The sequence below is a fragment of the Flavobacterium sangjuense genome, assembly GCF_004797125.1.
GTDB classification, from domain to species: Bacteria; Bacteroidota; Bacteroidia; order Flavobacteriales; family Flavobacteriaceae; genus Flavobacterium; species Flavobacterium sangjuense.
The window spans coordinates 2,978,975-3,002,794 of record NZ_CP038810.1; the positions used below are offsets into that span (position 1 = coordinate 2,978,975).

At 35.8% G+C, this 23,820-nt stretch carries 21 protein-coding genes and 1 tRNA gene; 12 read left to right on the top strand and 10 right to left on the bottom strand.

Going from position 1 to position 23,820, the window contains the following annotated elements; translation table 11 throughout:
• The first annotated feature begins 37 nt into the window (after positions 1 to 37).
• From rmuC to GS03_RS12650, 5 genes are all read left to right on the top strand, one after another.
• Complete coding sequence (gene rmuC, locus GS03_RS12630; RefSeq protein WP_136152897.1) at positions 38 to 1,366, top strand: DNA recombination protein RmuC; 1,329 nt, start codon at positions 38 to 40, stop codon at positions 1,364 to 1,366.
• 121 nt (positions 1,367 to 1,487) lie between these two features.
• A complete protein-coding gene (locus GS03_RS12635; protein WP_136152898.1) occupies positions 1,488 to 2,582 on the top strand; it encodes a hypothetical protein in 1,095 nt (364 codons plus the stop codon).
• 36 nt (positions 2,583 to 2,618) lie between these two features.
• On the top strand, positions 2,619 to 4,658 hold the full coding sequence (locus GS03_RS12640) for a CRTAC1 family protein (RefSeq protein WP_136152899.1): 2,040 nt from the start codon (positions 2,619 to 2,621) through the stop codon (positions 4,656 to 4,658).
• A 168-nt stretch (positions 4,659 to 4,826) separates the two neighbouring features.
• Positions 4,827 to 5,948: a hypothetical protein gene (locus GS03_RS12645; RefSeq protein ID WP_136152900.1), complete on the top strand. Its 1,122-nt coding sequence runs from the start codon at positions 4,827 to 4,829 to the stop codon at positions 5,946 to 5,948.
• 34 nt (positions 5,949 to 5,982) lie between these two features.
• Positions 5,983 to 8,022: a CRTAC1 family protein gene (locus GS03_RS12650; RefSeq protein ID WP_136152901.1), complete on the top strand. Its 2,040-nt coding sequence runs from the start codon at positions 5,983 to 5,985 to the stop codon at positions 8,020 to 8,022.
• A gap of 62 nt (positions 8,023 to 8,084) precedes the next feature.
• On the opposite strand, the gene GS03_RS12655 is transcribed toward GS03_RS12650, so the two are convergent.
• Positions 8,085 to 8,924, bottom strand: coding sequence for a DUF5777 family beta-barrel protein (locus GS03_RS12655; RefSeq protein ID WP_136152902.1), 840 nt, complete (start codon positions 8,922 to 8,924; stop codon positions 8,085 to 8,087).
• A 34-nt stretch (positions 8,925 to 8,958) separates the two neighbouring features.
• Positions 8,959 to 9,345 (bottom strand): OB-fold protein, encoded by a 387-nt coding sequence (locus GS03_RS12660; protein ID WP_136152903.1) that lies wholly within the window; start codon positions 9,343 to 9,345, stop codon positions 8,959 to 8,961.
• A 76-nt stretch (positions 9,346 to 9,421) separates the two neighbouring features.
• On the opposite strand from GS03_RS12660, the gene GS03_RS12665 reads away from it, so the two are divergent.
• Both GS03_RS12665 and GS03_RS12670 read left to right on the top strand, forming a co-directional pair.
• A complete protein-coding gene (locus GS03_RS12665; RefSeq protein WP_136152904.1) occupies positions 9,422 to 9,790 on the top strand; it encodes a hypothetical protein in 369 nt (122 codons plus the stop codon).
• 10 nt (positions 9,791 to 9,800) lie between these two features.
• Complete coding sequence (locus tag GS03_RS12670; RefSeq protein ID WP_136152905.1) at positions 9,801 to 10,340, top strand: YceI family protein; 540 nt, start codon at positions 9,801 to 9,803, stop codon at positions 10,338 to 10,340.
• A 21-nt stretch (positions 10,341 to 10,361) separates the two neighbouring features.
• On the opposite strand, the gene GS03_RS12675 is transcribed toward GS03_RS12670, so the two are convergent.
• From GS03_RS12675 to GS03_RS12685, 3 genes are read right to left on the bottom strand one after another with little or no spacing between them, the layout of a single operon-like run.
• Positions 10,362 to 11,318, bottom strand: coding sequence for an ion channel (locus GS03_RS12675; RefSeq protein WP_136152906.1), 957 nt, complete (start codon positions 11,316 to 11,318; stop codon positions 10,362 to 10,364).
• A 9-nt stretch (positions 11,319 to 11,327) separates the two neighbouring features.
• Positions 11,328 to 11,825, bottom strand: a complete 498-nt coding sequence (locus GS03_RS12680; RefSeq protein ID WP_136152907.1) for a GNAT family N-acetyltransferase — start codon at positions 11,823 to 11,825, stop codon at positions 11,328 to 11,330.
• Positions 11,826 to 12,281, bottom strand: a complete 456-nt coding sequence (locus GS03_RS12685; protein WP_136152908.1) for a DUF1801 domain-containing protein — start codon at positions 12,279 to 12,281, stop codon at positions 11,826 to 11,828. It abuts the gene before it with no gap.
• A gap of 72 nt (positions 12,282 to 12,353) precedes the next feature.
• On the opposite strand from GS03_RS12685, the gene GS03_RS12690 reads away from it, so the two are divergent.
• Both GS03_RS12690 and GS03_RS12695 read left to right on the top strand, forming a co-directional pair.
• Positions 12,354 to 13,412, top strand: coding sequence for a DUF3667 domain-containing protein (locus GS03_RS12690; RefSeq protein ID WP_136152909.1), 1,059 nt, complete (start codon positions 12,354 to 12,356; stop codon positions 13,410 to 13,412).
• A gap of 8 nt (positions 13,413 to 13,420) precedes the next feature.
• Positions 13,421 to 14,455, top strand: coding sequence for a M28 family metallopeptidase (locus tag GS03_RS12695; protein WP_136152910.1), 1,035 nt, complete (start codon positions 13,421 to 13,423; stop codon positions 14,453 to 14,455).
• A 46-nt stretch (positions 14,456 to 14,501) separates the two neighbouring features.
• Here the strand turns inward: GS03_RS12695 and GS03_RS12700 are convergent.
• From GS03_RS12700 to GS03_RS12715, 4 genes are all read right to left on the bottom strand, one after another.
• Positions 14,502 to 14,575 (bottom strand) — tRNA-His (locus GS03_RS12700).
• Positions 14,576 to 14,637: 62 nt separating this feature from the next.
• Positions 14,638 to 15,354 (bottom strand): bacillithiol biosynthesis deacetylase BshB1, encoded by a 717-nt coding sequence (bshB1, locus tag GS03_RS12705; protein WP_136152911.1) that lies wholly within the window; start codon positions 15,352 to 15,354, stop codon positions 14,638 to 14,640.
• Between the two features lie 30 nt (positions 15,355 to 15,384).
• The gene (locus GS03_RS12710) at positions 15,385 to 16,449 is read right to left on the bottom strand and encodes a chorismate-binding protein (RefSeq protein WP_136152912.1); all 1,065 of its coding nucleotides are present in this window, start codon (positions 16,447 to 16,449) and stop codon (positions 15,385 to 15,387) included.
• Positions 16,449 to 16,871: a PaaI family thioesterase gene (locus GS03_RS12715; protein ID WP_136152913.1), complete on the bottom strand. Its 423-nt coding sequence runs from the start codon at positions 16,869 to 16,871 to the stop codon at positions 16,449 to 16,451. Before GS03_RS12715 ends, GS03_RS12710 begins: the two co-directional genes overlap by 1 nt.
• Positions 16,872 to 17,031: 160 nt before the next feature.
• Between GS03_RS12715 and GS03_RS12720 the strand changes: the two genes are divergently transcribed.
• The 3 genes from GS03_RS12720 to GS03_RS12730 all read left to right on the top strand — a co-directional run bounded on the left by GS03_RS12720 (position 17,032) and on the right by GS03_RS12730 (position 22,905).
• On the top strand, positions 17,032 to 18,579 hold the full coding sequence (locus tag GS03_RS12720; protein WP_136152914.1) for a hypothetical protein: 1,548 nt from the start codon (positions 17,032 to 17,034) through the stop codon (positions 18,577 to 18,579).
• Positions 18,580 to 18,651: 72 nt separating this feature from the next.
• Complete coding sequence (purL, locus tag GS03_RS12725) at positions 18,652 to 22,344, top strand: phosphoribosylformylglycinamidine synthase (protein ID WP_136152915.1); 3,693 nt, start codon at positions 18,652 to 18,654, stop codon at positions 22,342 to 22,344.
• A gap of 102 nt (positions 22,345 to 22,446) precedes the next feature.
• Entirely contained in the window at positions 22,447 to 22,905 is a 459-nt protein-coding gene (locus GS03_RS12730; protein WP_136152916.1) for a hypothetical protein, read from the top strand.
• 37 nt (positions 22,906 to 22,942) lie between these two features.
• On the opposite strand, the gene GS03_RS12735 is transcribed toward GS03_RS12730, so the two are convergent.
• On the bottom strand, positions 22,943 to 23,602 hold the full coding sequence (locus GS03_RS12735; RefSeq protein WP_168710310.1) for a porin family protein: 660 nt from the start codon (positions 23,600 to 23,602) through the stop codon (positions 22,943 to 22,945).
• Positions 23,603 to 23,820 lie beyond the last annotated feature (218 nt).

Sequence of the window (23,820 nt, forward strand, 5' to 3'; positions counted from 1 at the left end):
ATTTAATGCTTATTTTTACAAAAAACATAATCTTATAATGTCAGCTTCTTTATATATCATCTTCGCCTTTGTCATTGCCTTATTCATCGGAATTTATATCGGAAAAACACTTTTAGCAGCCAATTCAAAATTGGACAAAGCGTCTTTGGAAGAAAAATTAAACGGTTTGCTGCAGCAAATTGAACAATTCAAATTACAATTAAATCAAACGGTTCAGGAACGGGAAACTATTCGGGCAGAAAAAGAATCATTGGCGATTCAGTTATCCAAAAAAGAAACTGATTTTGAAAATCTTTGGGAACGCAACAAAGAACAAAAGGAAGAAGTAGAAAAACTTCAGGAGAAATTTACCAAAGAATTCGAAAATCTAGCCAATAAAATCCTTGAAGAAAAAACCAATAAATTCACCGAACAAAACAAAGAAAACCTCAAAAACATCCTGACACCGTTGCAGGATAAAATTCAGCTTTTTGAAAAGAAAGTCGAAGACACACACAAAGAAAGCATTGATTATCATGCTGCATTACGTCAACAAATATTAGGCTTGCGCGAAATGAACGAGCAGATGAGCAAAGAGACTTTAAACCTAACCAAAGCATTGAAAGGTGATAGCAAAATGCAGGGCAATTGGGGCGAATTGATTTTGGAACGTGTATTAGAAAAATCAGGTTTGGAAAAAGGGCGCGAATATGAAGTACAGCAAAGTTTTGTAACCGATGACGGCAATCGTGTTTTTCCTGATGTGGTGATTAATTTACCAGACGGCAAGAAAATGGTAGTCGATTCGAAAGTTACATTGACAGCTTATGAACGTTATATCAACGAAGAAGACGATGCTGAAAAAGCGCAGCATTTAAAAGAGCATGTGATAGCAATCAAACGTCATGTTGACCAATTGAGCGAGAAGAATTATCAGGATTTATATCAAATGGAAAGCCCTGATTTTGTGTTGCTTTTTATTCCAATCGAATCCGCTTTTGCTTTGGCACTGAATGAAGACACTTCGCTTTACAACAAAGCTTTTGAAAAAAATATTGTGATTGTTACGCCATCAACTTTATTGGCAACATTGCGAACTATTGACAGCATGTGGACGAATCAAAAGCAACAGGAAAACGCGTTGGAAATTGCGCGACAAGCCGGAGCTTTGTACGACAAATTTGAAGGTTTTGTAGCTGACCTGGTTAAGGTTGGGAATAAAATAAAAGACTCCAAAACAGAATATGACAATGCCATGAGTAAGCTTGTTGATGGTAGCGGAAATCTAATCAATCGAGTTGAAAACCTAAAGAAAATGGGGGCAAAAGCCAAAAAAGCGTTACCCGAAAATATTTTACAAAGAGCCAATAAGGAAGAAGAATTGTAGAAAATTGAGATGCGCAATTTTTATCAAATTGTGAATAAACCGATTTCATTTTTTAGAATTTTTGTTAATTTTCAGAAGGTTGTTAAATAATTATTATATTTGGTCTGCATTTTAAAAATCTATGAAAAAATATTACTTTCTATCCATTGCGGTACTTTTAACGTTTATCATTTTTATTTCTTGTTCTGACAATGATGACGAGTACATTCCGGTTTCCCCAGTTACAGTTGACTTAACTTTAGTTCCTTATCCAAAACTGTCCGATTATAAGTTTTTTGAAGGTGAAATGAAGGATCAAATCCCTTCGTTGAATGTGGTTGCGTATGAACCAGCCAGTGCACTTTTTACGGATTACGCTTCAAAAAAGAGATTTATATGGATGCCGAAAGGTGTTACCGCGACTTATGTTGCTGACAATAAAATTCTGAATTTTCCGGTTGGAACTGTTTTGATAAAGACTTTTTATTACACTACAATTCAACCAGGAAACCTTACAAAAATAATCGAAACCCGATTAATGATCAGAAAAGCCGATGGCTGGAAATTTTATGAATATTTATGGAATGATGAGCAGACCGATGCCGATTTAGTAGCAGGTATAGATTTTACTAATGGAAGCACCAAGAATATAACTTTTGCAAAACCTAGCGGTGAAATAGTTACAACAGACTACAGAATACCATCGGATTCTGAGTGTTTTGCCTGTCATAAAATTAACGAAATCGAAACACCAATTGGCGTTAAACCACAAAATTTAAATCACAATCACATCTACGGTAATAGAAGTAAGAAGATTTTACAAAAATTAGTTGAAGAAGGTTATTTAGACAGCTATCCTTCTTCTATTGTTTCTGCTGTAGATTATCATGATACAACGCAACCATTAGATTTAAGACTGCGCTCTTATTTAGATGCAAACTGCGCACATTGCCATCAGGATGAAGCTCGTTGCTATTATAGACCTATTCGATTGCCTTTTGGTCAAACAAATGTTGATTCTAATATTGGTATTTGTTTAGTAGCTGATGAAGAGATAAGTCCGACTTTACAAAAAGTAATTACTCCCGGAAACTTTAGCAAATCGATTATGCATTATCGATTAAGTTCAAATGATGAAAGTGAAAGAATGCCTTTGTTAGGAAGAACTATTGTTCATGATGAAGGTGTTGCCCTTTTAGAACAATATATTTCATCACTAACCCAAAGATGTAACTAATATTTAGAATAAAAATTATTTAACAAAAAGCATATTATGAAAAAAATTACCTCTGTTATTGTTTTGTTTTTTAGCTTATCATTCGCTGTAGCTCAGACAAGTTGTGCAACTGCGCTAAACGTTGATTTAAACTCTACTACAACAGCACCAGCATTTACAAGTGAAAACGGTGTTGCGCCTACTATGTTGTGCGGTTTAGGAAATGGAACCGCGGCTAAAGGTAAATGGTACAAGTTTACTGCTACACAAAACATGTATGTAGTTGTTTCTACTTTTTTACCTCAAAACAACAACAAGGATACCCGTTTAATAATATATTCAGGAGATTGTAGCGCATTAGTTTGTGTTGGCTCAAATGATGACTATAATGGGACTAACTCTTCGCAAATAACTTTTCAGGCAACAACAGGAACAACCTATACCATTGCTTTTGACAATAAATACAGTTCGTCTACTTTTGATTTTTCAGTTATGGAAGGATCAGCTCCCGGTCCTGATAGATTATCATTTACAACTCAGGCTGTTTCAGGTATAGCCGGCAACTCTTACAATTGCATTGCGGATATGAATGGAGATTATCTGGATGATATTGTTTCTCCTGTTTCTACAACGCAATTAGTAATTAGCTATCAGCAAACTGGTGGTACTTTTACTTCAACGACTTATACTGTTCCTAATACAACTGTTTTACCGACATGGAGTATTGCCGCTGGCGATTATGATAATAATGGATTCAACGATTTAGTTTATGGTTCCGGAAGTGGTGTTGCATTTTTAAAAGCTAATAGCGATGGGACAGCATATACCACAGACAGAAAAACACAAAATTATTTGGTACAAAGAACAAACTTTGTAGATATAAATAATGACGGAAAACTAGATGCTTTTGCCTGTGATGATAATGCTCCAAACCGATATTATATTAACGACGGAACTAATTTGAATCATATTCAGGGTGGAATTGGTGACTTTGCCACTGGTGGAAATTATGCTTCCAATTGGTTTGATTATGATAATGATGGTGATATCGATATGTATTTAGCAAAATGTGGTCAAGGTGGTTCCGGCGTTGGAGGGAATATTGATCAATTGCATAGAAACAATGGTGATGGAACCTATACCAATGTAGCTACAGCAGCAAACATGGCAAACCCTGAACAAACATGGTCTGGAGCTTGTGGCGATTTTAATAATGATGGCTGGGTCGATGTTCTTGTTGGTGTAAACTCATCATCAAATGGATATTCCAACGTAAAAAGAAATAATGGAGACGGAACATTTACAAGCGTAACTGCCGGTTCCGGTTATGATACATTCTATTTTTTAGGAAGAGAACATGTAGCTCAGGATTTTGATAATGATGGGAATTTAGATGTATTGGGATCTGGTAATAACATTATGTTTGGCGATGGTAATTTTCACTTTACACCAAATCCAAATGCATACAATTTATCTTCCTACGACAGACCAATTGGTGATTTAAATAATGATGGATTTTTAGACATTCAAAACGGTACTAATGTATTATTTAACAATGGTAATACTAATAAATGGCTAAATGTTAATTTACAGGGAATTCAAAGTAACAGAAACGGAATTGGAGCCAGAGTTGAAATTTATGGTTCATGGGGACAACAAATCAGATATGTACAAAGTGGTACTGGTTTCCAAAACATGAGTACCATAGTTGCTCATTTTGGAATTGGACAAGCTACAACTATTGATCAGGTAGTTATAAAATGGCCTTCCGGAATTATTGATACTATCAACAGTGTAAATCCAAATCAAAGTCTTTTGGTAGTTGAAGGTTCGACATTGGCAGTTAATTCTTTCAACAATGGTGTATTCTCAATTTATCCAAATCCTGCAAAAAATGTGGTGAATATTCACTTGCAGGACAATTCAAATGTGACACTTAAATCAGCTTTAGTTTATGATTTAACCGGAAAAGTAGTGCTTTCAACTAATGATGTAAATCAACCAATTAATGTTGAGAAATTAGCAACCGGAACTTATATTTTATCTATTTCAGATACAGCCGGCAGAAGTTATCCTCAAAAATTCATTAAGGAATAACACGCTTCAATTATAGTTTTAAAAAAATGCGTTCCAATTTTAGGACGCATTTTTTTATGATTACTTTTCATATTTAATCAAAAAAATAGCGATTTAGCCAGCATATAATCTATTAATTTTTAGCAAATTATGAAATAATTATTATATTTGGCTTGCATTTAAAAATCTATGAGAAAATATTACATTTTATCAATTACACTATTTTTATTGATTATTGTTCTTAGTGCATGTTCTGATAAAGAAGACGTTTATACGCCGGTTTCTCCTGTTGTAGTTGATTTGACATTAGTCCCTTATCCAAAATTATCGGACTATAAGTTTTTTGAAGGCGAAATGAAAAATCAAATCCCTTCATTGAATGTTATACCATATGAACCTGCAAGTTCTCTTTTCTCAGATTATGCTCATAAAAAAAGATTTGTTTGGATGCCTCAAGGAACAAAAGCAACTTTTGTATCCGACAACAAAGTTTTAGAGTTACCGGTTGGTGCCGCTTTAATAAAAACATTTTATTACGATAATGTGCAACCCGATAACACAACACGAATTATTGAAACACGTGTCATGATTAGAAAAGCAACAGGATGGATTTTTGCGGATTACGTTTGGAATGCCGACCAGACTGAAGCCTATTTTGATTTAGCCGGTAGTTACACCGACATCTCCTGGAAAGATGAAAATAATATAATCAGAAACACTAATTACAGAATCCCAACTCAGGTACAATGCATGATTTGTCACAAAAACAAAGAAGTTATAGGAACTACTGTGATAGACACTTATATCCCTATTGGCATCAAACCTCAAAACCTTAATTTTAATTATACTTACAATACCGAAACAAAAAATCAACTTACCAAATGGATTGAGAGTGGGTTTCTTGAAAATAACTTTACATTCCCAAACTCAGCTAATACGGTAATCAACTACAATGACAGTTCAAAACCCCTGGAATCAAGAGTCCGCTCTTATTTTGACAGTAATTGTTCTCATTGTCATGCTATTGACAGACACTGTGATTATAGACCAATGCGTTTCCCTTACAGCGAAACTGGTGGCGCAAATGGTTTAACAAATATGGGAGTTTGTGTTGACACAGAAGATTATAGTTTTGCGCCTGCTTTAACCAAAATTGTAGCGCCAGGAAATATAAACAGATCTATGCTCTATTATAGAATAAACACCACTGATGAATCTTTTAGAATGCCTTTACATGGAAGAACGATTATACACGAAGAAGCAGTGTCATTTATAGAACAGTGGATTAATTCACTATCACCTTGTCCATAAACTAAAAAAAATAATAAAACTAAAAATCAAAAAAATGAAGAAAATTACCTTAATCATTGCATTCCTCTTTCTTGCGCAATTATCAAACGCACAAGATACTTGTGCCACTGCAGTTACGATTACTGCAGGTACTTATGTTGTGAGCGCTGTAAATGGAACTCAGGTTCCAAGCCCAATTTGTGCTGATAATGGCACCGGAGCTACAGCCGGAGAATGGTATGTGTACACACCAACCCAAGATCGCACAACTACAATTACTACAGATATAGCTATTAATTCCGGTGGTGATACCAGGTTTCATGTTTACACCGGAACATGTGCTGCTTTAGTTTGTTTCTCAGGAGATGATGACGGTGGTATAATTGGAAATGGATTTTTATCTACAGCAACATTTAACGTAACTGCAGGCACAACTTATTACATTGCCTTTGATAACAAATGGAATTCAGGTGGTTTTACTTTTCAGCTGACAGAAACTCCTGTTATTGTGCTACCTACACCACCAATAACTTATACATCACAAAATATTGCTACAATAAATAGCGGATTCAATTTGTGTGTAGTTGATATGAATGGCGATTATCTGGATGATATCGTTGGTGTGAGTAATAATAATTTAAGAGTACACACTCAAGGTGCTGGGGGTACATTTACAGTTACTGATTATCCAATCACCGGAACAAGCTTTATGCCCGGATGGAGTATGGCTGCCGGCGACTTTAATAAAGACGGTAAAAATGATGTGATTTTAGGTAGCGGGAATGGACTTTCGCTATGGAAATCAAATGGATCGGGTTATACAAATGTAACTCCTGGTGATTATATTTTCTGTCAAAGAACAAATTTTGCCGATTTAAATAACGATGGTAATCTTGATATTTTTTCATGCCATGATATTGCACCAAATTGTTATTATTTAAATGGCGGTGGATTAACAAATAGTTTGACTTTTTATCAATCTAACACGACACCTGGTGCTATGAACTTTGGTACTATCGGTGGTAATTATGCAACTTTATTTACTGATTTTGACAACGACGGAGATACAGATGTTTTTGTTTCAAAATGTTCAGGACCACCTTGCGAATTACACAGAAATGATGGTGGCGGAGTTTATACTGATGTTTCTGCATTTGCACAAATAAATGTTACTCCTATTCAAACCTGGTCGTCAGCTATTGGTGACTTTGATAACGATGGTGATATGGATGTAATTATAACTGCAAGTTCAGGTTCACATAAATATTTCAGAAATAATGTTGACGCAACAAATACTCTTCAACCATTTACTAATATAACTGCCGGTTCAGGTTGGGACACCAATGCATCGACGAATATTGATAATATCGCTTATGATTTTGACAATGATGGTTTTCTTGATGTTTTAGGTGGCGGAAATAAAATTATGTTTAATCAGCATAACAGCACTTTTGTAGGTTTTACTTATTCAGGAATTGGTGTTGGTGCCATTGGCGATCTAAACAATGATGGTTTTCTTGATATTCAAAACGGAAACACTATTCGTTATGCAGTTCCAAATACAAATAAATGGATAAAAGTGTCTCTGCAAGGAATTCAAACTAATAAAAACGGAATTGGAGCCCGAGTTGAAATATATGGCGCGTGGGGCAAACAAGTCAGAGACATTAGAAGTGGAGAAGGATTTAAATATATGAGTTCATTAAATGCTCATTTTGGTATTGGCCAGGCTACAACTATTAGTCAGGTAATCGTAAGATGGCCTAACGGACTTGTTGATACTTACAACAACGTATCTCCAAACCAAACTTTACATGTAGTAGAAGGAGCAACCTTAGGTGTTAATTCATTTAACAATACTGTTTTCTCTGTTTTCCCAAATCCTGCAAAAAATGTGGTTAACATCCAATTAAAAGCCAATCAAAGCGTTACTCTTAAATCTGCATCAGTGTTTGATTTAAGCGGTAAAGAAGTGCTGAAAATTGATGATTTAGGTCAACCTGTAAATGTTGAGAAATTAGCAACAGGTACTTACATCTTATCCATTTCTGACACAGATAACAGAAGCTATGCTCAAAAATTTATTAAAGAGTAATAATATGATTAAATAAAAAAGTCCCGAATTCGGGACTTTTTTTATGGCTAAAATGTACTTTTTTAAAAAACTCTCAAGAGATTAAACCCAAAGAAAATATCTCCTTTTCCCCAATCTCCTGTTGTATTACCCAAAAATCCTGCTTCATGCATTCCTTGTGAACTACTGAAATGCATTTGAAAAACGTGACCGCCTGTATCTAAATCAACTCCAATAGAAAGCGGATCTTTAAATGGTGAAGTACTTGATCGGTTTAAATGAGCCGCATAATCAACATTAACAGACCAGCGTTTTGCAAATTTATATCTTCCTCCTACTCCAATGGCATATTGGCTATTATCCTGGTTATCATCAATCACAAAATTTTCATGAAAGAAAGTTGGAGCCAATTCTAACGATAAATTTTTATTGATTTTTCTGGAAACCAATAGTTGTGCCACGTAAATCAGTCTGTTTTCAAATTTCATTTCCGGATAATTGTTTTCTTTCAATGTATTGTTAAATCCCAAACTGGTAAAACCTACAATAGCAACCGGGAAACCATTTGTCTCCTGAGATTGCAACAAAAATTTACCTGAAAAATCATAAGCCAATTCACTTCTTGCACCACTAACCGTAAACCAATCGGTAACTCCATAAAGAAATTTCAATTGAGTCACCGCACTATCGAGTCCGTATGCACCTTCAAATCCATCTTTTAAAGAGCCAAATCTATGTGCCACAATAAAATAAAAATCGCCTTTGGCGGCTAGTTTTGTTGACTCAATATTTACAATTTTTAATGCTTTAAAGGCTGCTTCAACTTTTACTTTTTGAGTTCTCGTCGAGTCTACACCACTAAGTAAATCTTCCTGTGCAACCATGGTAATTGGCAATAATAGCAATAAAATAATCTTTTTCATAGAATGTTTTTTTTTGTATTTTGTTATAAATAATTTATTCAATAGTGCATTGATCCATTTGTATTTCTTCTAATAAATCGTCAAAACCTATTAATCTTCCTTTTAAAGTTATCGAATCCTGCAGCTTTATATTATCCGGAATCTTATCTGAAAATCGGGCTGAAAGCTTTTCGTCAACCGTAATAATTTTATTGGTTAAATCAATATTAGTTATTTTACCTTTTACAGAAATTGTCTTATCTAAATAAGTTTTGTTTGCCAAACTATCATTAGCAGTAAATGCCTGAAAGACTTCGGACACGGTTTTAGTAAAGATCGCATCTTCTGACGCTATGTCTCTGTGACTCTTATAAACGTATTTATAGACTCCAAAAATCACTACAATTAATAAGAGTGAAATATAAAATAACTTTTTTCTCATAATCGAAAATTAATTTAAACTGCTTAACAGATAATTACGTAAATTTACTTAAAAATACTACTTAAAAAAAACTAGAATGAAAAAGATATTATATTTTCCACTGCTACTTTGCTTTGGTATTGTTTTTGTCGTAGGCTGCACGAACGATTCAAGTTCCGATTTAATTGACATAAACCAATTTGACGAAGTGACCTATACCAATACCGTAAAATCAATTATTGACAACAACTGTATTCCATGTCACGCCACTGTTCCCGTAAATGGTGCGCCTATGTCTTTAACTACATACGAATTTGTTAAGAATGCGGTTCAAACAAGAGGTTTATTAGATAGAATATCAAGACCGCAAGGTTCGACGGGAATGATGCCAAATGGCGGTACAAGATTACCACAGGCAAAAATTGATCAAATTTTCGAATGGGCAGAAAACGGATTGCCAGAATAAAATATAAAATATGAAAAAGAAATTAGCATGCCTTCTTATGGCAATCAGTTTGAGCAGTTTTGCACAAACCAAGATGATTACAAAAACAGCTAAAGTAACCTTTGAAGCTTCTGTTCCGGCTTTTGAAGAAGTAAAAGCAAAAAATGAATCTGCAACTTTGGTGTTAAATCCAAGTAGCGGAGAAATTGCCAGCCTTGTATTAATAAAAGGGTTTCGCTTCAAAGTAGCATTGATGGAAGAACACTTCAACGAAAATTATATGGAAAGCGATTCGTATCCAAAAGCGACTTTCAAAGGTAAAATTGACAACTTTGATGTTTCAAAACTTACCGAAACTGCGAAAGCCTATTCCATAAAAGGAAAAATGGAAATGCACGGAAAATCAAAAGACATTACCATTACGGCAAACATAAAAAAATCAAGCAATGGTATTGAGATTGATTCTGATTTTAGCCTGAATACTGATGACTACGGTATTGAAATCCCAAGTGTTGTCAGCAAGAAAGTCTCCAAGAAAGTAGCAGTAAAATTAGATGCTACTCTAAAATAAAAAAAGAAGCTGTAAATTATTTTACAGCTTTATTTTTTCATACAAGTTGAGCTTATCTATATGAAGAACCGTTTTGTTCTGATTATCGCTTCGTGAAAACATCGGTAAAAATTTGGCACCAAAAACAATCTCATCAAACGAATAAGACGCTCGTTTTACTACTGTCGTACTAAACATATCATCAAAAACCTTAAGGAACACGAGAAATTCACCGGCAATGTTTTCGTAATCTTCTTTGGTCAAATTATATAACGGACTGTTTTCTGTTATTGGGTGCACCAATGTCCAACTCAAATTCAGGGCATTTATTTTTGATAATTCTAAATCCAAAGTATAGAACTTATTTACCAAAACACCTTTTTCATCCAGTTTCATTCCAAGTGTTACTTTGGCTTCAGCATCAGTCAAATTAGTGTTTTTAAATGGTGATAACCTAAGCATCAAAGCCGTTCCGTCTTTATAAGGTGCAATCAAAGCGTTTTCTGAAAATTTAATATGTGCTTTAGGTTTGCTAAATCTCCCGTAAAACAAACCTGTAGCGATAGCAAAACTCAACAATCCAAATAAAGCTTCAACGGCTGCTACAAAACTGGTTGTAAAACCAATTGGACTAACATGTCCATAACCAACTGTTGTAAAAGTTTGGATACTAAAGAAAAAAGCCTGGCCAAATTTATCCAAAGCGGTGGTGGCTGTAACTCCGTTTAAATGTTCAACACCAACCGCATAATACAAACTGGCAAAAATAAAATTGACAAAAAAATAAAATATAACAATAATGAACAAGAACTTCCATCTTGGAAGATTAAGCATTGTGTGATACCAACTGATACTTTCAAAAAGACCAATCCCCGATTTTTTCACATTGGCATTACCATTTTTAGTGATAAATCGGCCACCATAACTGGAAGCATTTGTTCCAAAACCTGTATTGGCATCGGATTTTGCTTTGCTGTTTATTTTTTTTAGAAACTTCATTGATTGCTTTTAAATTGATTTTTCCATCACATAATCGTCCATTACATAACCACTGCCAATGTCTATGACTTCTTCTTTGGTAATGGAAAAACCAATCCTTTCGTAAAACCGAATGGCAACATTATTCTTATTCACATTCAAAATCAGTGCTTTTTGATGACGTTCTTTGGCTTTATTCACAATAAAATCTATGAGTTCTTTTCCAATGCCTTTCCCTTGCTGATTGGACAAAACATAGATTTTATGAATTTTTGTTTCAGGTTTTTTATTGTAATTGAATTCATAGCCAGCAAAACCAACAGGAATGTTATTCTCTGTTGCCAATATAAAACGATTTCCATTTTCGTTGACTTGCTTTTGTAATGATGAAATGCTGTACATCATTTCCATCATATAATCCAACTGTTCCTGACTTAAAATTGCGCCATAAGCTATTGGCCAAACTTCAGCTGCAATAGCTCTAATATCGGCAAAATTTTCGTCGGTATTATTTTTAATTTCAATCATTTATCTTTTCAATGCTTTTTCATAAGTTGCAATCCAGTCTTCTACTGACATCTTCGTGGCCAACTCACCAATAAATTCAAAAGGAATATCATCAACTTTTTTAAATCGGAGACAACTCTTTCCCATATCGAGTTTTGTTTTAGCATGTTTTGGATATTCGGCAACAAACCAATCCAACAAATTTTTGTCGCTATAAATTCCCATGTGATATACTGCAATAAAGTTCTTCTGTGAAGCCACGCTAATAAAAGGTAGCGGTAAATTTGGTGAACAATGATAACCGTTGGGATAAATACTGTGTGGCACCGAATAGCAAAGCATACCATAACCCATACCTTCTTTAAAGCCCTCAGGCAAATTGTCCTTAATAGCAGAGCGAAGTTTTAGCATCGCTTCTTTTCTGTCTTCCGGTAATTCAGCTAAATATTGTTCAGGAGTTGTAGCTTTTGATTGCATGGTTTTATGTTTTGTGTCTCAAAAATAGAAATAATTTTAATAGATTTACATTTTGATTTATAACTATTTCCTATGTCCAAAAGTCCATTAAGAAAAGACAAAACCTGCCTCAATTGTAATTATGTTGTAGAAAATAGATTTTGTCCCAATTGCGGACAGGAGAACACCGATACACGAAAAACTTTTCATCATTTATTTGTCCATTTTTTTGAAGATTTAACGCATTATGAAAATGCTTTTTGGAAAACCATAAAAAACTTATTGCTTAAACCTGCTTCGCTTACCAAAGAATATCTTTCGGGCAAACGTCTTTCCTATTTGGCACCAGTTAGATTGTATATTTTCATCAGTTTTGTGACCTTCTTTCTGATTGCAATATTTCCAACTAATCCTGATAATTTGGTCAACTCAGATCAAACGACAACTGTACCCATAAAAGACAAAAACGGTGTTGTTAGAGACAGTGTTATTACAGCCAAAAAAGTAAAACTTTCCGATATTTTAAAAGCCGACGAAGAAGCTCAAAAAAATAATCATCTTACGAATGAGCAACAAAACCAAGGGATTCTGAATTTTGGTTACAAAAACGTCAGAGAGTTGGATTCATTACAAAAGTATGGTCCGGCCGAAGATAAACTAACGGATTTCGAATATTCTATTGTCAAGAAATCATTGATGGTATTAGCCAAAAACACCAAACAAGAAATGATAGAGAAATTTTTGGAAGAATCACAACGCAACATTCCAAAAGTGTTATTTATCTATATGCCACTATTTGCATTGTTACTTTGGCTTTTTCATGGTAAAAAACGTTGGTATTATTTTGATCATGGCATTTTCACGCTGCATTATTTTTCGTTTCTGTTGCTTACTATATTGCTGATATTCTTCTTCAATAAAATAATGAACTGCTTTGTCGAAAATGCGTTGACCAGTTTCATTTCCGGTTTTGGACAAGCTGTTGCTTTTATCTGGTTATTCTATTATTTCTTCCCGGCACATCATCGTTTTTATGGCGAAACCAGAGTGATTTCATTCCTTAAAAGCATTGCTTTGTTGTTCATCAATGTTATTTTAATCATCATCTTACTTTTAGTATTTATCGTATATACTTTTATCAATATCCATTAAAAACCAACATGAAAAAACCAATCCTATTATTACTTTTTATATTTCTATTTATAAATTGTTCAAGCCAGAAAGATGTTGCTGCGGTAAAGCCCGTTAACCATTCCAAAAATAATTATCTTGATGTTATTTCCAGAGAAAGCTTAAAGCAAAATCTCGAAATCATAGCTTCCGATGAAATGGAAGGCCGCGATACGGGTAGCGAAGGCCAGAAAAAAGCGGGTCGTTATATCATTGATTTCTACAAAAAAAATGGCGTTGGTTTCCCAAAAGGAACCACCGATTATTACCAACATATTCCGGCAGCTTTTTTAAATGCAAGACGCAACAAAAATCTTCCTGATTCAGAAAATATTTGGGCTTATATTGAAGGTTCAGAAAAGCCCGAAGAAATTGTGGTTGTTTCTGCGCATTATGACCATATTGGAATAAAAGATGGTCAAATTAATAACGGAGCAGATGATGATGGTTCGGGAACGGTTGCCATTATGGAAATTGCGGCTGCTTTTCAAAAAGCTAAAAATGAAGGCCACGGACCAAAACGCTCCATCTTAATTTTACACGTTACGGGTGAAGAACACGGTTTGCACGGTTCGCGTTATTATACCCAAAATCCAATATTCCCTTTAGTCAATACTGTTGCCGATGTTAATATTGATATGATTGGACGACGCGATCCGTTTCATGAAAACAGTAGCAATTATGTCTATTTGATTGGTTCTGATTATCTGTCAACAGATTTATACAATGTATGTGAAGAGATGAATAAGAAAAACAACTTCTTAACCATTGATTATAAATACAATGATAAAAGCGACCCAAACCGCTATTATTACCGTTCGGACCATTATAATTTTGCCAAAAACGGAATTCCGGTAGTTTTTCTTTATAGCGGAGAACATGCTGATTACCACAAACCTACTGACGACGTAAGCAAAATAGAATTTGATGCCTTAACTACAAGAACCAAATATGCTTTTGCGATTGCTTGGGAAATTGCTAATCGAAAAGATAAATTAATAGTAGATAAAGCGGAAAGCAAATAATACAAAACAAAAAAAAGTCCTGAATCATCAGGACTTTTTACTTAAGGGTGGCTGACCGGGTTCGAACCGGCGACCCTCGGCACCACAAACCAATACTCTAACCAGCTGAGCTACAACCACCATTTTTAACGAGTGCAAATATATATAATTCTTTTCTTTTGTCAAGAAAAAAAATTAAAAAGTTACTTTAAATCGCTTAAGCTATTGACAGCCAAATATCTTTCAACCGTGAAACCTTCAGCGTGTTCTACGCCCACTAATCGTCCAAAATCCTGCGAGCGATAATGGATGCTTTCCAGGAAGTTTTTAGTGGCAATTGGCGTTACAGGTTCATTCGAATTTTCAGAATAAAACTGTGAGGCATACGCCAAAATCGAAGCTTCCTTTTTATCTGTAAATCCAGTAATATCAACCACAAAATCAGGTTTTAAGTTTTCCCATTGAATATAGTGATAGATCACTTTTGGCCGCCAGGCTTCCTGTTTTTTTCCATCAAGAGTTGTTTCAATTCGTCGCAAACCCGAAAGAAAACAGGCATCCGAAACAAGTTTACTTCCTTTACCATGATCTATATGTCGGTCGTGAATAGCGTTGCAAAGCACAATTTCCGGCTGATATTTCCGAATCATTTTTATGATTTGAAGTTGATGCGCTTCATCGTTTACAAAAAAACCATCACGCATATTCAGGTTTTCGCGAACAGCAATTCCTAAAATATCAGCAGCAAGCGCCGATTCGGAATCCCTAATTTCAACCGAACCGCGTGTGCCCAATTCGCCACGGGTTAAATCGATAATGCCGACCTTTTTTCCCAACGAAATTTCTTTGGCTATTGTTCCGCTGCAACCCAATTCCACATCATCCGGATGCGCGCCAAATGCCAATATATCTAGTTTCATTTTAGTATAATTTAGTTTTAAAAATACGATTTATTGAATAATCTTTTTCATCGTCATTGACTTATTGACTGTCTCAATATATTCATCCACAGGAATACTATGTTTGGTAATCCCACAGCCAATGAATAGCTGCGCTTTGTTTTTTATTATTTTCATACATCTCAAATTGACAAACAAATCGGTTTGCAGCGTTCTGAACGTAACGAAATCAATATTCAACTCACCCAAAAATCCCGAATAATATTCCCGATTATAACCTTCATTTTCAAGTATGAATTCCTTTGCCGCTTGTTTTGGCAATCCGCAAACCGCCGAAGTTGGATGCAATGCCAATATGATTTTTTTTAATGATTTCTTCGATTTTAATCTGGCTAAAATATCCGTTTTGATATGCCACAAATTTCCGGCTTTAACTGAATAAGGGCTTGAAATTGTAACTTCTTTCGCCAAATCTTCCAAACTGTCTACGATGAAATCTGTTACCAACTGCTGCTCTTTTTTTTCTTTGTCCTTCCAAATGATATTTTTAGAACTTGTTGCCAACTGAGTTCCGGCAAGTGCCACTGTTTTTAAAGCATTGCCATTGGTATTCAGAAACTGTTCCGGAGTTGCGCCAAGCCACGTACCAATTTTTGGATGTGAAAAACAGTATTTAAATGCACCAGGATACTGATAAATCATTTTACGCAAGGTTGCCTGGATGTCAAAATCAGGAACAGCTACTTCTTCTTTTCTCGATAGGACGACTTTAACAAATTGTTTGTTATTTATGGCTTCTACACCTTTTGCAACCAACTCCTCAAAGAAATCCTTTCCGACATTACTGCCTGCATTCTGTATTTTAGGCTCAAAATAATAATTCTTGCTATGCACTGTTTCAACATACACATCTGAATGTTCCAATGGAATAAATGGCACATCTTCAGCATCAAACGAAGCAAAAGCAAAGCCTTTTTCCTCGAAAGTGTCCAAAAAGTAAATATGGTCGTTCTTCTGAAACACACCGACAACCTTATCAGAATCCGGTTTGCAGAACAATACAAACGGTAGATTCTGCCCTTGGTGAGTTTTGACTTTTATGAATAAATCCGTCATTATCTTCGTGATAAAATCATGTTAGACAGTTTGCAAAGCGAAATCAATTTCCCTTCTTCATCGGTTATTTTTATTTCCCAGAGATGAATGCTTCTTCCCTGATGAATAATTTTTGCCGTACAAAAAACAGTTCCTTCCCGTTTACTTTTTAAATGATTTGCTGAAATTTCAATGCCGCGGGCTTCTTGTTTTTCAGGATTGATAAACAGCATCGAAGCAGCGCTTCCAACACTTTCTGCTAAAGCCACTGTTGCGCCACCATGAAGCAATCCCATTGGTTGGTGCACTCTGGAATTGACAGGCATTTTTGCGGTTAAGAAATCTTCTCCGGCATCGATATACTCTATTTCTAAAGTTTCCATCAAAGTGTTTTTGGACCAATCGTTACAAAGCTGGAGGATTTTATCTTTATCGAATGACATAGCTTTTTTTTGTAAAAATAATACTTATTTACAAGAATCTAAAAACCAAACGATGCTGAATTGCTTACAATGACAATAAAACTGAATTTTTGACGTTATAAATGATATGATTTTTAAATTTTCAAATTAATACTTACATTTACCAAAATTCATATTGCAGATGCGTAAACTCATTATACTTTTCTTTGTTGGTTTAGCTGTTACCGTTAGTTCATGTCGTCAGGACTTTGTTTTTGAACCAAGTACAGGCGATTTGGTTTTTTCAAGAGACACTATTTATTTAGACACTGTTTTTACCAATATTGGTTCAAGTACTTACACTTTGAAAGTCTATAACAAAAGTAGCAAAGACATCAAAATCCCAACAATCAGGTTAGCCAAAGGCGTTGGAACAAAATACAGAATTACGGTTGACGGAATGACCGGCGATGAAAACAGGGTTTTCCATGATGTCGAATTGTTGGCAAAAGACAGCATGTATATTTTCATAGAAACTACAGCGGGAATTGGCGATGCCAACCCTTCTGATTTCCTTTATACAGACCAGATAGAATTTGACAGCGGTGCTAATTTGCAGAAAGTAGAATTGGTTACACTAATTCAGGACGCTTATTTTATTTTTCCGAATAAACAAAACGGGATAACTGAATCCATTCCGATTGGTTTTAATGAAGACGGAACTGTATTGGAAACCAATGGAAGAAATCTAAACCACAATCATCCGGATAATGGTGACGAATATACTTTTCGTACTGATAAACCCTATGTCGTCTACGGTTATGCCAGTGTGCCCAGCGGGGAAACATTAACGATACCTGGTGGCGCCAGAGTCCATTTCCATGCTGATTCCGGTTTGGTTGTTCAGGATGGCGGAACTTTACACATTACGGGTTCAACATCAACAACTGAGGCTTTGGAAAACGAAGTTATTTTTGAAGGCGATCGTTTAGAGCCTATTTTTTCAGATGTTCCCGGACAATGGGGAACTGTTTATCTCAGAGAAGGAAGCACCAATCACAGCATCAAAAATTTAACAATCAAAAATGCTATCATAGGTTTATTGGTGGAAAACAATTTTGGCACACCAATGACCATTGAAAACACGCAAATATATGATTGTTCTAATATAGGCTTGCTGGGAAGAGCGGCAACCATCGAAGGAAAAAATATAGTTATCAATACAGCTGGAGTAGCTTCATTAGCTTGTACCTTGGGTGGAAGCTATGAATTCAAACACTGTACGTTTAACAACAATTGGTCAAGTTCAAAACAAGTTGCCGTAACGGTTGATAATTATTACACTGACCCAACAACTGACCAACAAGTGGCGTTTGATTTGACAAAAGCAGATTTCAAAAACTGTATTATTTTTGGCTCCAATCAAGTGGAATTGCTCGTTAATAAAAGTACAGACACCAGTAAACAATTCAACAAATTGTTCAGTAAATGTCAAATCAGATTTAACAACAGTAACAATCAATTCACTAATAATCCGGATTATGCCTTTATCAATGATACTTCCGAAATTATTAAAAACGGAATTGTAGATTTTCAGGATATTAGTAAAAACAAACTGTTTATTGGAGAAGATTCAGATGCCAAAGGATTTGGAGTAGATGTTGGAGTTCCTTTAGATATTTTAGGAAATCCAAGAAATGCTGTTTTTGATTTGGGTGCATATAATTCGATTATTTTTCCATCAAATTAATTCAAAAAGCAATTTTAGGTTTCATTTATTTAGCCTAAATTTGCACCAACAACAACTTACAACTACAACACAATGATTCATTTCTTCGGAAACGAAAGTAACACTGTTTTTGCCGTACAATCGCAAAACGAACTTTCGGCAGAAACTATCTCAAAACTTAATTGGTTATTCGCTAACGCACATAAAATAGAAAAATCCGTCCTGACGGATTTTTTTATTGGTCCACGTGCCGCTATGATTACACCTTGGAGCACCAATGCAGTAGAAATTACGCAAAACATGGGAATCGAAGGTATCATCAGAATTGAAGAATTCCAAAAAGTTTCGGATGATTTTACCGATTTTGATCCAATGCTTTCGCAAAAGTATAGCGAGTTGAATCAGGATATTTTTACTATCAATGTCAAACCCGAACCAATTCTTGAAATTGATGATATTGGAGCTTACAACAAACAGGAAGGTTTGGCTTTAAGTGATGAAGAAGTGCAATACTTGGAAAATCTTTCCGGAAAATTAAAAAGAAAATTAACTGATTCGGAAGTGTTTGGTTTCTCTCAAGCCAACTCAGAGCACTGCCGCCACAAAATTTTCAATGGAACTTTTGTGATTGACGGACAGGAAAAGGAAACTTCTCTTTTCAAATTAATTAAAAAAACATCAGCCGAAAATCCAAATGATATTGTTTCGGCTTATAAAGATAATGTGGCTTTTGTCAAAGGTCCAAGGGTTACCCAATTTGCACCAAAAAGTGCCGACAAACCTGATTTTTACGAAACCAAAGAATTTGATTCGGTTATTTCGCTAAAAGCGGAAACACATAACTTCCCAACAACCGTAGAGCCTTTTAACGGTGCCGCAACCGGTTCAGGTGGAGAAATCCGTGACCGTTTGGCTGGCGGACAAGGTTCGTTACCGTTAGCCGGAACTGCCGTTTATATGACTGCTTATTCTCGCTTGAAGGCTGACCGTTCGTATGAAACCAACGGAATGCCGGAACGAAAATGGTTGTACCAAACTCCGATGGATATTTTAATCAAAGCATCTAATGGTGCTTCTGATTTCGGAAATAAATTTGGACAACCACTAATTACCGGTTCAGTTTTAACCTTTGAACACCAGGAAGAATCCGAATTTGAGGATGAGCCAAATACAAACAGAAAGCTAGGCTACGATAAAGTGATTATGCAGGCTGGTGGCATTGGCTACGGAAAATTAGACCAATCCATCAAAAAGAAACCAACAGCCGGAGATAAAATCGTTATCCTTGGCGGAGAAAATTATAGAATCGGAATGGGCGGTGCTGCAGTTTCTTCAGCAGATACCGGTGCTTTTGGTTCCGGAATTGAGTTAAATGCCATCCAACGTTCTAATCCTGAAATGCAAAAACGTGCTGCCAATGCCATTCGCGGATTGGTAGAAAGCGATACCAATCCAATTGTTTCCATTCACGATCACGGAGCTGGTGGCCATTTGAACTGTCTTTCAGAATTGGTGGAAGAAACCGGTGGTCTGATTGATTTGGACAAATTGCCTGTAGGCGATCCAACACTTTCTGCGAAGGAAATCATTGGTAACGAATCTCAGGAAAGAATGGGATTGGTGATTGGCCAAAAAGACATCGATACTTTACAACGTATCGCCGACAGAGAACGTTCACCGATGTATCAGGTTGGTGATGTTACCGATAATAAACGCTTTACTTTTGAAAGCAAAACCAAAGGTGATAAGCCAATGGATTTCGCCTTAGAAGACATGTTTGGAAGTTCGCCGAAAACCATCATGGCAGACAAAACCATCAAAAGAAATTATGCTGATTTAGACTATAGCAGCAATTATATTCAGGACTATTTAAGAGACGTTTTGAAATTGGAAGCCGTTGCCTGTAAAGACTGGTTGACCAATAAAGTTGACCGTTGCGTAGGCGGAAGAGTTGCCAAACAACAATGCACCGGACCATTACAGCTTCCATTAAATAATGTTGGTGTAATGGCTTTGGATTTTAATGGCAAAGAAGGAATTGCGACTTCAATCGGTCATGCTCCTATTTCAGCCTTGATTGACCCGAAAGCAGGAAGCCGAAATGCGATTGCCGAAGCGTTATCTAATATAGTTTTTGCTCCATTAAAAGAGAATTTGAAAAGTGTTTCACTATCAGCCAACTGGATGTGGGCTTGTAAAAATGAAGGCGAAGATGCCCGTTTATACGAAGCAGTTGAGGCCTGTTCTGATTTTGCAATAGAATTAGGAATCAATATTCCAACCGGAAAAGATTCTTTGTCGATGAAACAAAAATATCCGAATGATGAAGTGATTGCACCGGGAACAGTGATTATTTCTGCTGCCGGGAATTGTTCAAACATCACTAAAGTAGTAGAACCTGTTTTACAAAGAAACGGCGGTTCTATTTATTATATCAATTTGTCACAGGACGATTTCAAATTGGGTGGAAGTTCATTTGCTCAAACCCAAAATAAGATTGGTTCGGAAACACCAACCATAAAAGATGCTGCTTTCTTCAAAAAAGCATTTAACACCATTCAGGATTTAATGAAAGACCGACAAATCCTTGCCGGTCATGACATCGGAAGCGGTGGTTTGATTACGACCTTATTGGAAATGTGTTTTGCGGATGTTAATTTAGGAGCAAAAATCTCGTTTGATTCATTCCCTGAAAATGATTTGGTAAAAATCCTTTTTGCAGAAAATATCGGTTGGGTTTTACAAGCCAAAGACGATGCTCTTTTTGAAAGCGCCCTAAGCGGATTAGAATATTTCAAACTGGGAACTGTTGTTGAAAGCGCCACACTTGAAGTTACCCATAATTCAGAACTTACTGTTTTCAGTATTCCGTCTTTAAGAGATGATTGGTTTGAAACCTCGTACCTACTAGACCAGAAACAAAGCAAGAATGGCAAGGCATTAGAACGTTTTGAGAATTTTGCCCATCAGCCACTACACTATCAATTCCCAGCTCATTTTACAGGAAAAAAACCTGAAATAGACAGTTCTAAACCTAGACCGAAGGCAGCTATCATCCGTGAAAAAGGAAGCAATTCCGAGCGTGAAATGGCGAATGCGATGTATTTGGCAGGTTTTGATGTGAAAGACGTTCACATGACCGATTTGATTTCGGGAAGAGAAAACTTAGAAGACATTCAGTTTATTGGAGCCGTTGGAGGTTTCTCTAATTCGGATGTTTTAGGTTCAGCTAAAGGTTGGGCAGGAGCATTTAAATACAATGAAAAAGCCAACAATACATTGAAGAACTTCTTCAAAAGAGAAGACACACTTTCAGTCGGAATTTGCAATGGATGTCAGTTATTCATGGAATTAGAATTAATAAATCCGGAGCACAAAGTCCACGGAAAAATGCAGCATAATGAAAGCCAAAAGCATGAAAGTATTTTTACATCTGTTAAAGTTCAGGAAAATAATTCGGTTATGCTGAAAACCTTAGCAGGAACAACGCTTGGTGTTTGGGTTTCACACGGAGAAGGGAAATTTAATTTGCCTGAAACAGAAAATCAATATAGTATTGTAGCGAAATATGCCTACGAAGGTTATCCTGCGAATCCAAATGGTTCTGACTATAACACCGCCATGATGTGTGATACAACAGGGCGACATTTGGTTATGATGCCACATATTGAGCGTTCGACTTTTCCTTGGAATTGGGCGTATTATCCATCGGATAAAAAAGATGAAGTTTCACCGTGGATTGAAGCGTTTGTAAATGCACGATTGTGGTTGGAAAATAACCGATAAGAAATCAACATTTCAACAATCCAACGTGTTCATAACTAATTTGCACACTCCGACCAACGACAACGAATAGTTTTTACTTTTATTAAAAGTAATTCTGAAAATATGAAAGTAAAAAATCTATTATACGTTGCTTTATTGCTGCTTTCACTAAACTGTTTTTCTCAAAACTGGGATAAAATCGAAGCCAAAGACGGCATCCATTACATTTCACATTATATGCAGAATATCAATCTGGATATACTGGGCAAATATTTATTTAAAGGCCAGGAACCTGTGGTAGAACTGAATGAATACGGAATGGGATTCTATCAGCTTCACGAGCAGCCAAAAAGACCCATGATTTGGGGATTAGAATGTGATGACAGAGGAGCGCTGATATATAAAAAGGGATTTGATAATGCTTCGTATACGCTTTGGTACCAATACACTACAAAACTGGAGGATGATACTGAAGATGACATGAATTGGAAAGCTGTAGAATTTACAATGCATTTCAATACTTTAAAAATGTTTATTCAGGGAGAACGAAGTAAAGACTATAAGGAAACTGCCAGTAAATAATATAAAAAAGGCTCCTGAATTCAGGAGCCTTTTTTATTTAAAATCTATAACCGAGAGTAGCCTGATACCACATGTTTTTGTAGCGGGGCGTATCCGAAGTTCCGTCTCCATTATTATTCTTTACATCCCAACCAGCTCTCAAACCAACTACCAAATGATTAAAATTTAAATCAACACCACCTGTCAATCCAAAGATGTTCTTACGAATATTGGCATTGCTAAATGCCTGTTCCTCTGTAGTTGATATCGTTCCTCCTTCAAAATCATCGGTTTGCTTTGACAAATACGAAAACTGGGGACCAAATAAAATAGAAAGATTTTCAATTGGTTTAAAAGAAGCCAAAATTGGCACATCAATAAAGTTGGTTGTTCTAGTCATTTCATAGCTACTGCCCAAAAATGTCCCGGTTGATTTAAATCCTTTTTGCGAAAATAAAATTTCAGGCTGAATTCCAAAATACCTACCAATTGGAATAGAAACAAAACCTCCTATTGCGAATCCTGCTTTTGAATCGGCTACAAAATCGTCTCCCTCAGAGTCATATACATTAGATAAATTAGCTCCGGCTTTAATCCCTAAAAATAACTTTTCGCGATTATCTGTCGTCGTCGTTTCCGGCTCACTTTGAGCCAAACTCTTTGTTGCTGTTAACGTAATCATTGCGATTACTAGAATTACATTTTTCATAGTTTTCATTTTAAGTGTTTGTAAATTTTGGGTTGTTATAAATAACATTGTAAAATTCGCCATTAACAGTATAAAATGAATTACAGAAATATCCCTATATGTTATATAATTATGGCGTGTCCCGCCGAAAATGGCGGGTCGGGCTGTCCGCACTGCACGGCAGCTTGCTTCCATCCCTCACGCAGTCATTGCGAGGTACGAAGCAACCTATTCACCAAATTGTCAAA

Excerpts from the sequence above, each read along its gene's own strand:
- rmuC (WP_136152897.1), top strand. The coding sequence starts at position 38 with ATGTCAGCTTCTTTATATATCATCTTCGCCTTTGTCATTGCCTTATTC.
- GS03_RS12635 (WP_136152898.1), top strand. The coding sequence starts at position 1,488 with ATGAAAAAATATTACTTTCTATCCATTGCGGTACTTTTAACGTTTATC.
- GS03_RS12640 (WP_136152899.1), top strand. The coding sequence starts at position 2,619 with ATGAAAAAAATTACCTCTGTTATTGTTTTGTTTTTTAGCTTATCATTC.
- GS03_RS12645 (WP_136152900.1), top strand. The coding sequence starts at position 4,827 with ATGAGAAAATATTACATTTTATCAATTACACTATTTTTATTGATTATT.
- GS03_RS12650 (WP_136152901.1), top strand. The coding sequence starts at position 5,983 with ATGAAGAAAATTACCTTAATCATTGCATTCCTCTTTCTTGCGCAATTA.
- GS03_RS12655 (WP_136152902.1), bottom strand. The coding sequence starts at position 8,924 with ATGAAAAAGATTATTTTATTGCTATTATTGCCAATTACCATGGTTGCA.
- GS03_RS12660 (WP_136152903.1), bottom strand. The coding sequence starts at position 9,345 with ATGAGAAAAAAGTTATTTTATATTTCACTCTTATTAATTGTAGTGATT.
- GS03_RS12665 (WP_136152904.1), top strand. The coding sequence starts at position 9,422 with ATGAAAAAGATATTATATTTTCCACTGCTACTTTGCTTTGGTATTGTT.
- GS03_RS12670 (WP_136152905.1), top strand. The coding sequence starts at position 9,801 with ATGAAAAAGAAATTAGCATGCCTTCTTATGGCAATCAGTTTGAGCAGT.
- GS03_RS12675 (WP_136152906.1), bottom strand. The coding sequence starts at position 11,318 with ATGAAGTTTCTAAAAAAAATAAACAGCAAAGCAAAATCCGATGCCAAT.
- GS03_RS12680 (WP_136152907.1), bottom strand. The coding sequence starts at position 11,825 with ATGATTGAAATTAAAAATAATACCGACGAAAATTTTGCCGATATTAGA.
- GS03_RS12685 (WP_136152908.1), bottom strand. The coding sequence starts at position 12,281 with ATGCAATCAAAAGCTACAACTCCTGAACAATATTTAGCTGAATTACCG.
- GS03_RS12690 (WP_136152909.1), top strand. The coding sequence starts at position 12,354 with ATGTCCAAAAGTCCATTAAGAAAAGACAAAACCTGCCTCAATTGTAAT.
- GS03_RS12695 (WP_136152910.1), top strand. The coding sequence starts at position 13,421 with ATGAAAAAACCAATCCTATTATTACTTTTTATATTTCTATTTATAAAT.
- bshB1 (WP_136152911.1), bottom strand. The coding sequence starts at position 15,354 with ATGAAACTAGATATATTGGCATTTGGCGCGCATCCGGATGATGTGGAA.
- GS03_RS12710 (WP_136152912.1), bottom strand. The coding sequence starts at position 16,449 with ATGACGGATTTATTCATAAAAGTCAAAACTCACCAAGGGCAGAATCTA.
- GS03_RS12715 (WP_136152913.1), bottom strand. The coding sequence starts at position 16,871 with ATGTCATTCGATAAAGATAAAATCCTCCAGCTTTGTAACGATTGGTCC.
- GS03_RS12720 (WP_136152914.1), top strand. The coding sequence starts at position 17,032 with ATGCGTAAACTCATTATACTTTTCTTTGTTGGTTTAGCTGTTACCGTT.
- purL (WP_136152915.1), top strand. The coding sequence starts at position 18,652 with ATGATTCATTTCTTCGGAAACGAAAGTAACACTGTTTTTGCCGTACAA.
- GS03_RS12730 (WP_136152916.1), top strand. The coding sequence starts at position 22,447 with ATGAAAGTAAAAAATCTATTATACGTTGCTTTATTGCTGCTTTCACTA.
- GS03_RS12735 (WP_168710310.1), bottom strand. The coding sequence starts at position 23,602 with ATGAAAACTATGAAAAATGTAATTCTAGTAATCGCAATGATTACGTTA.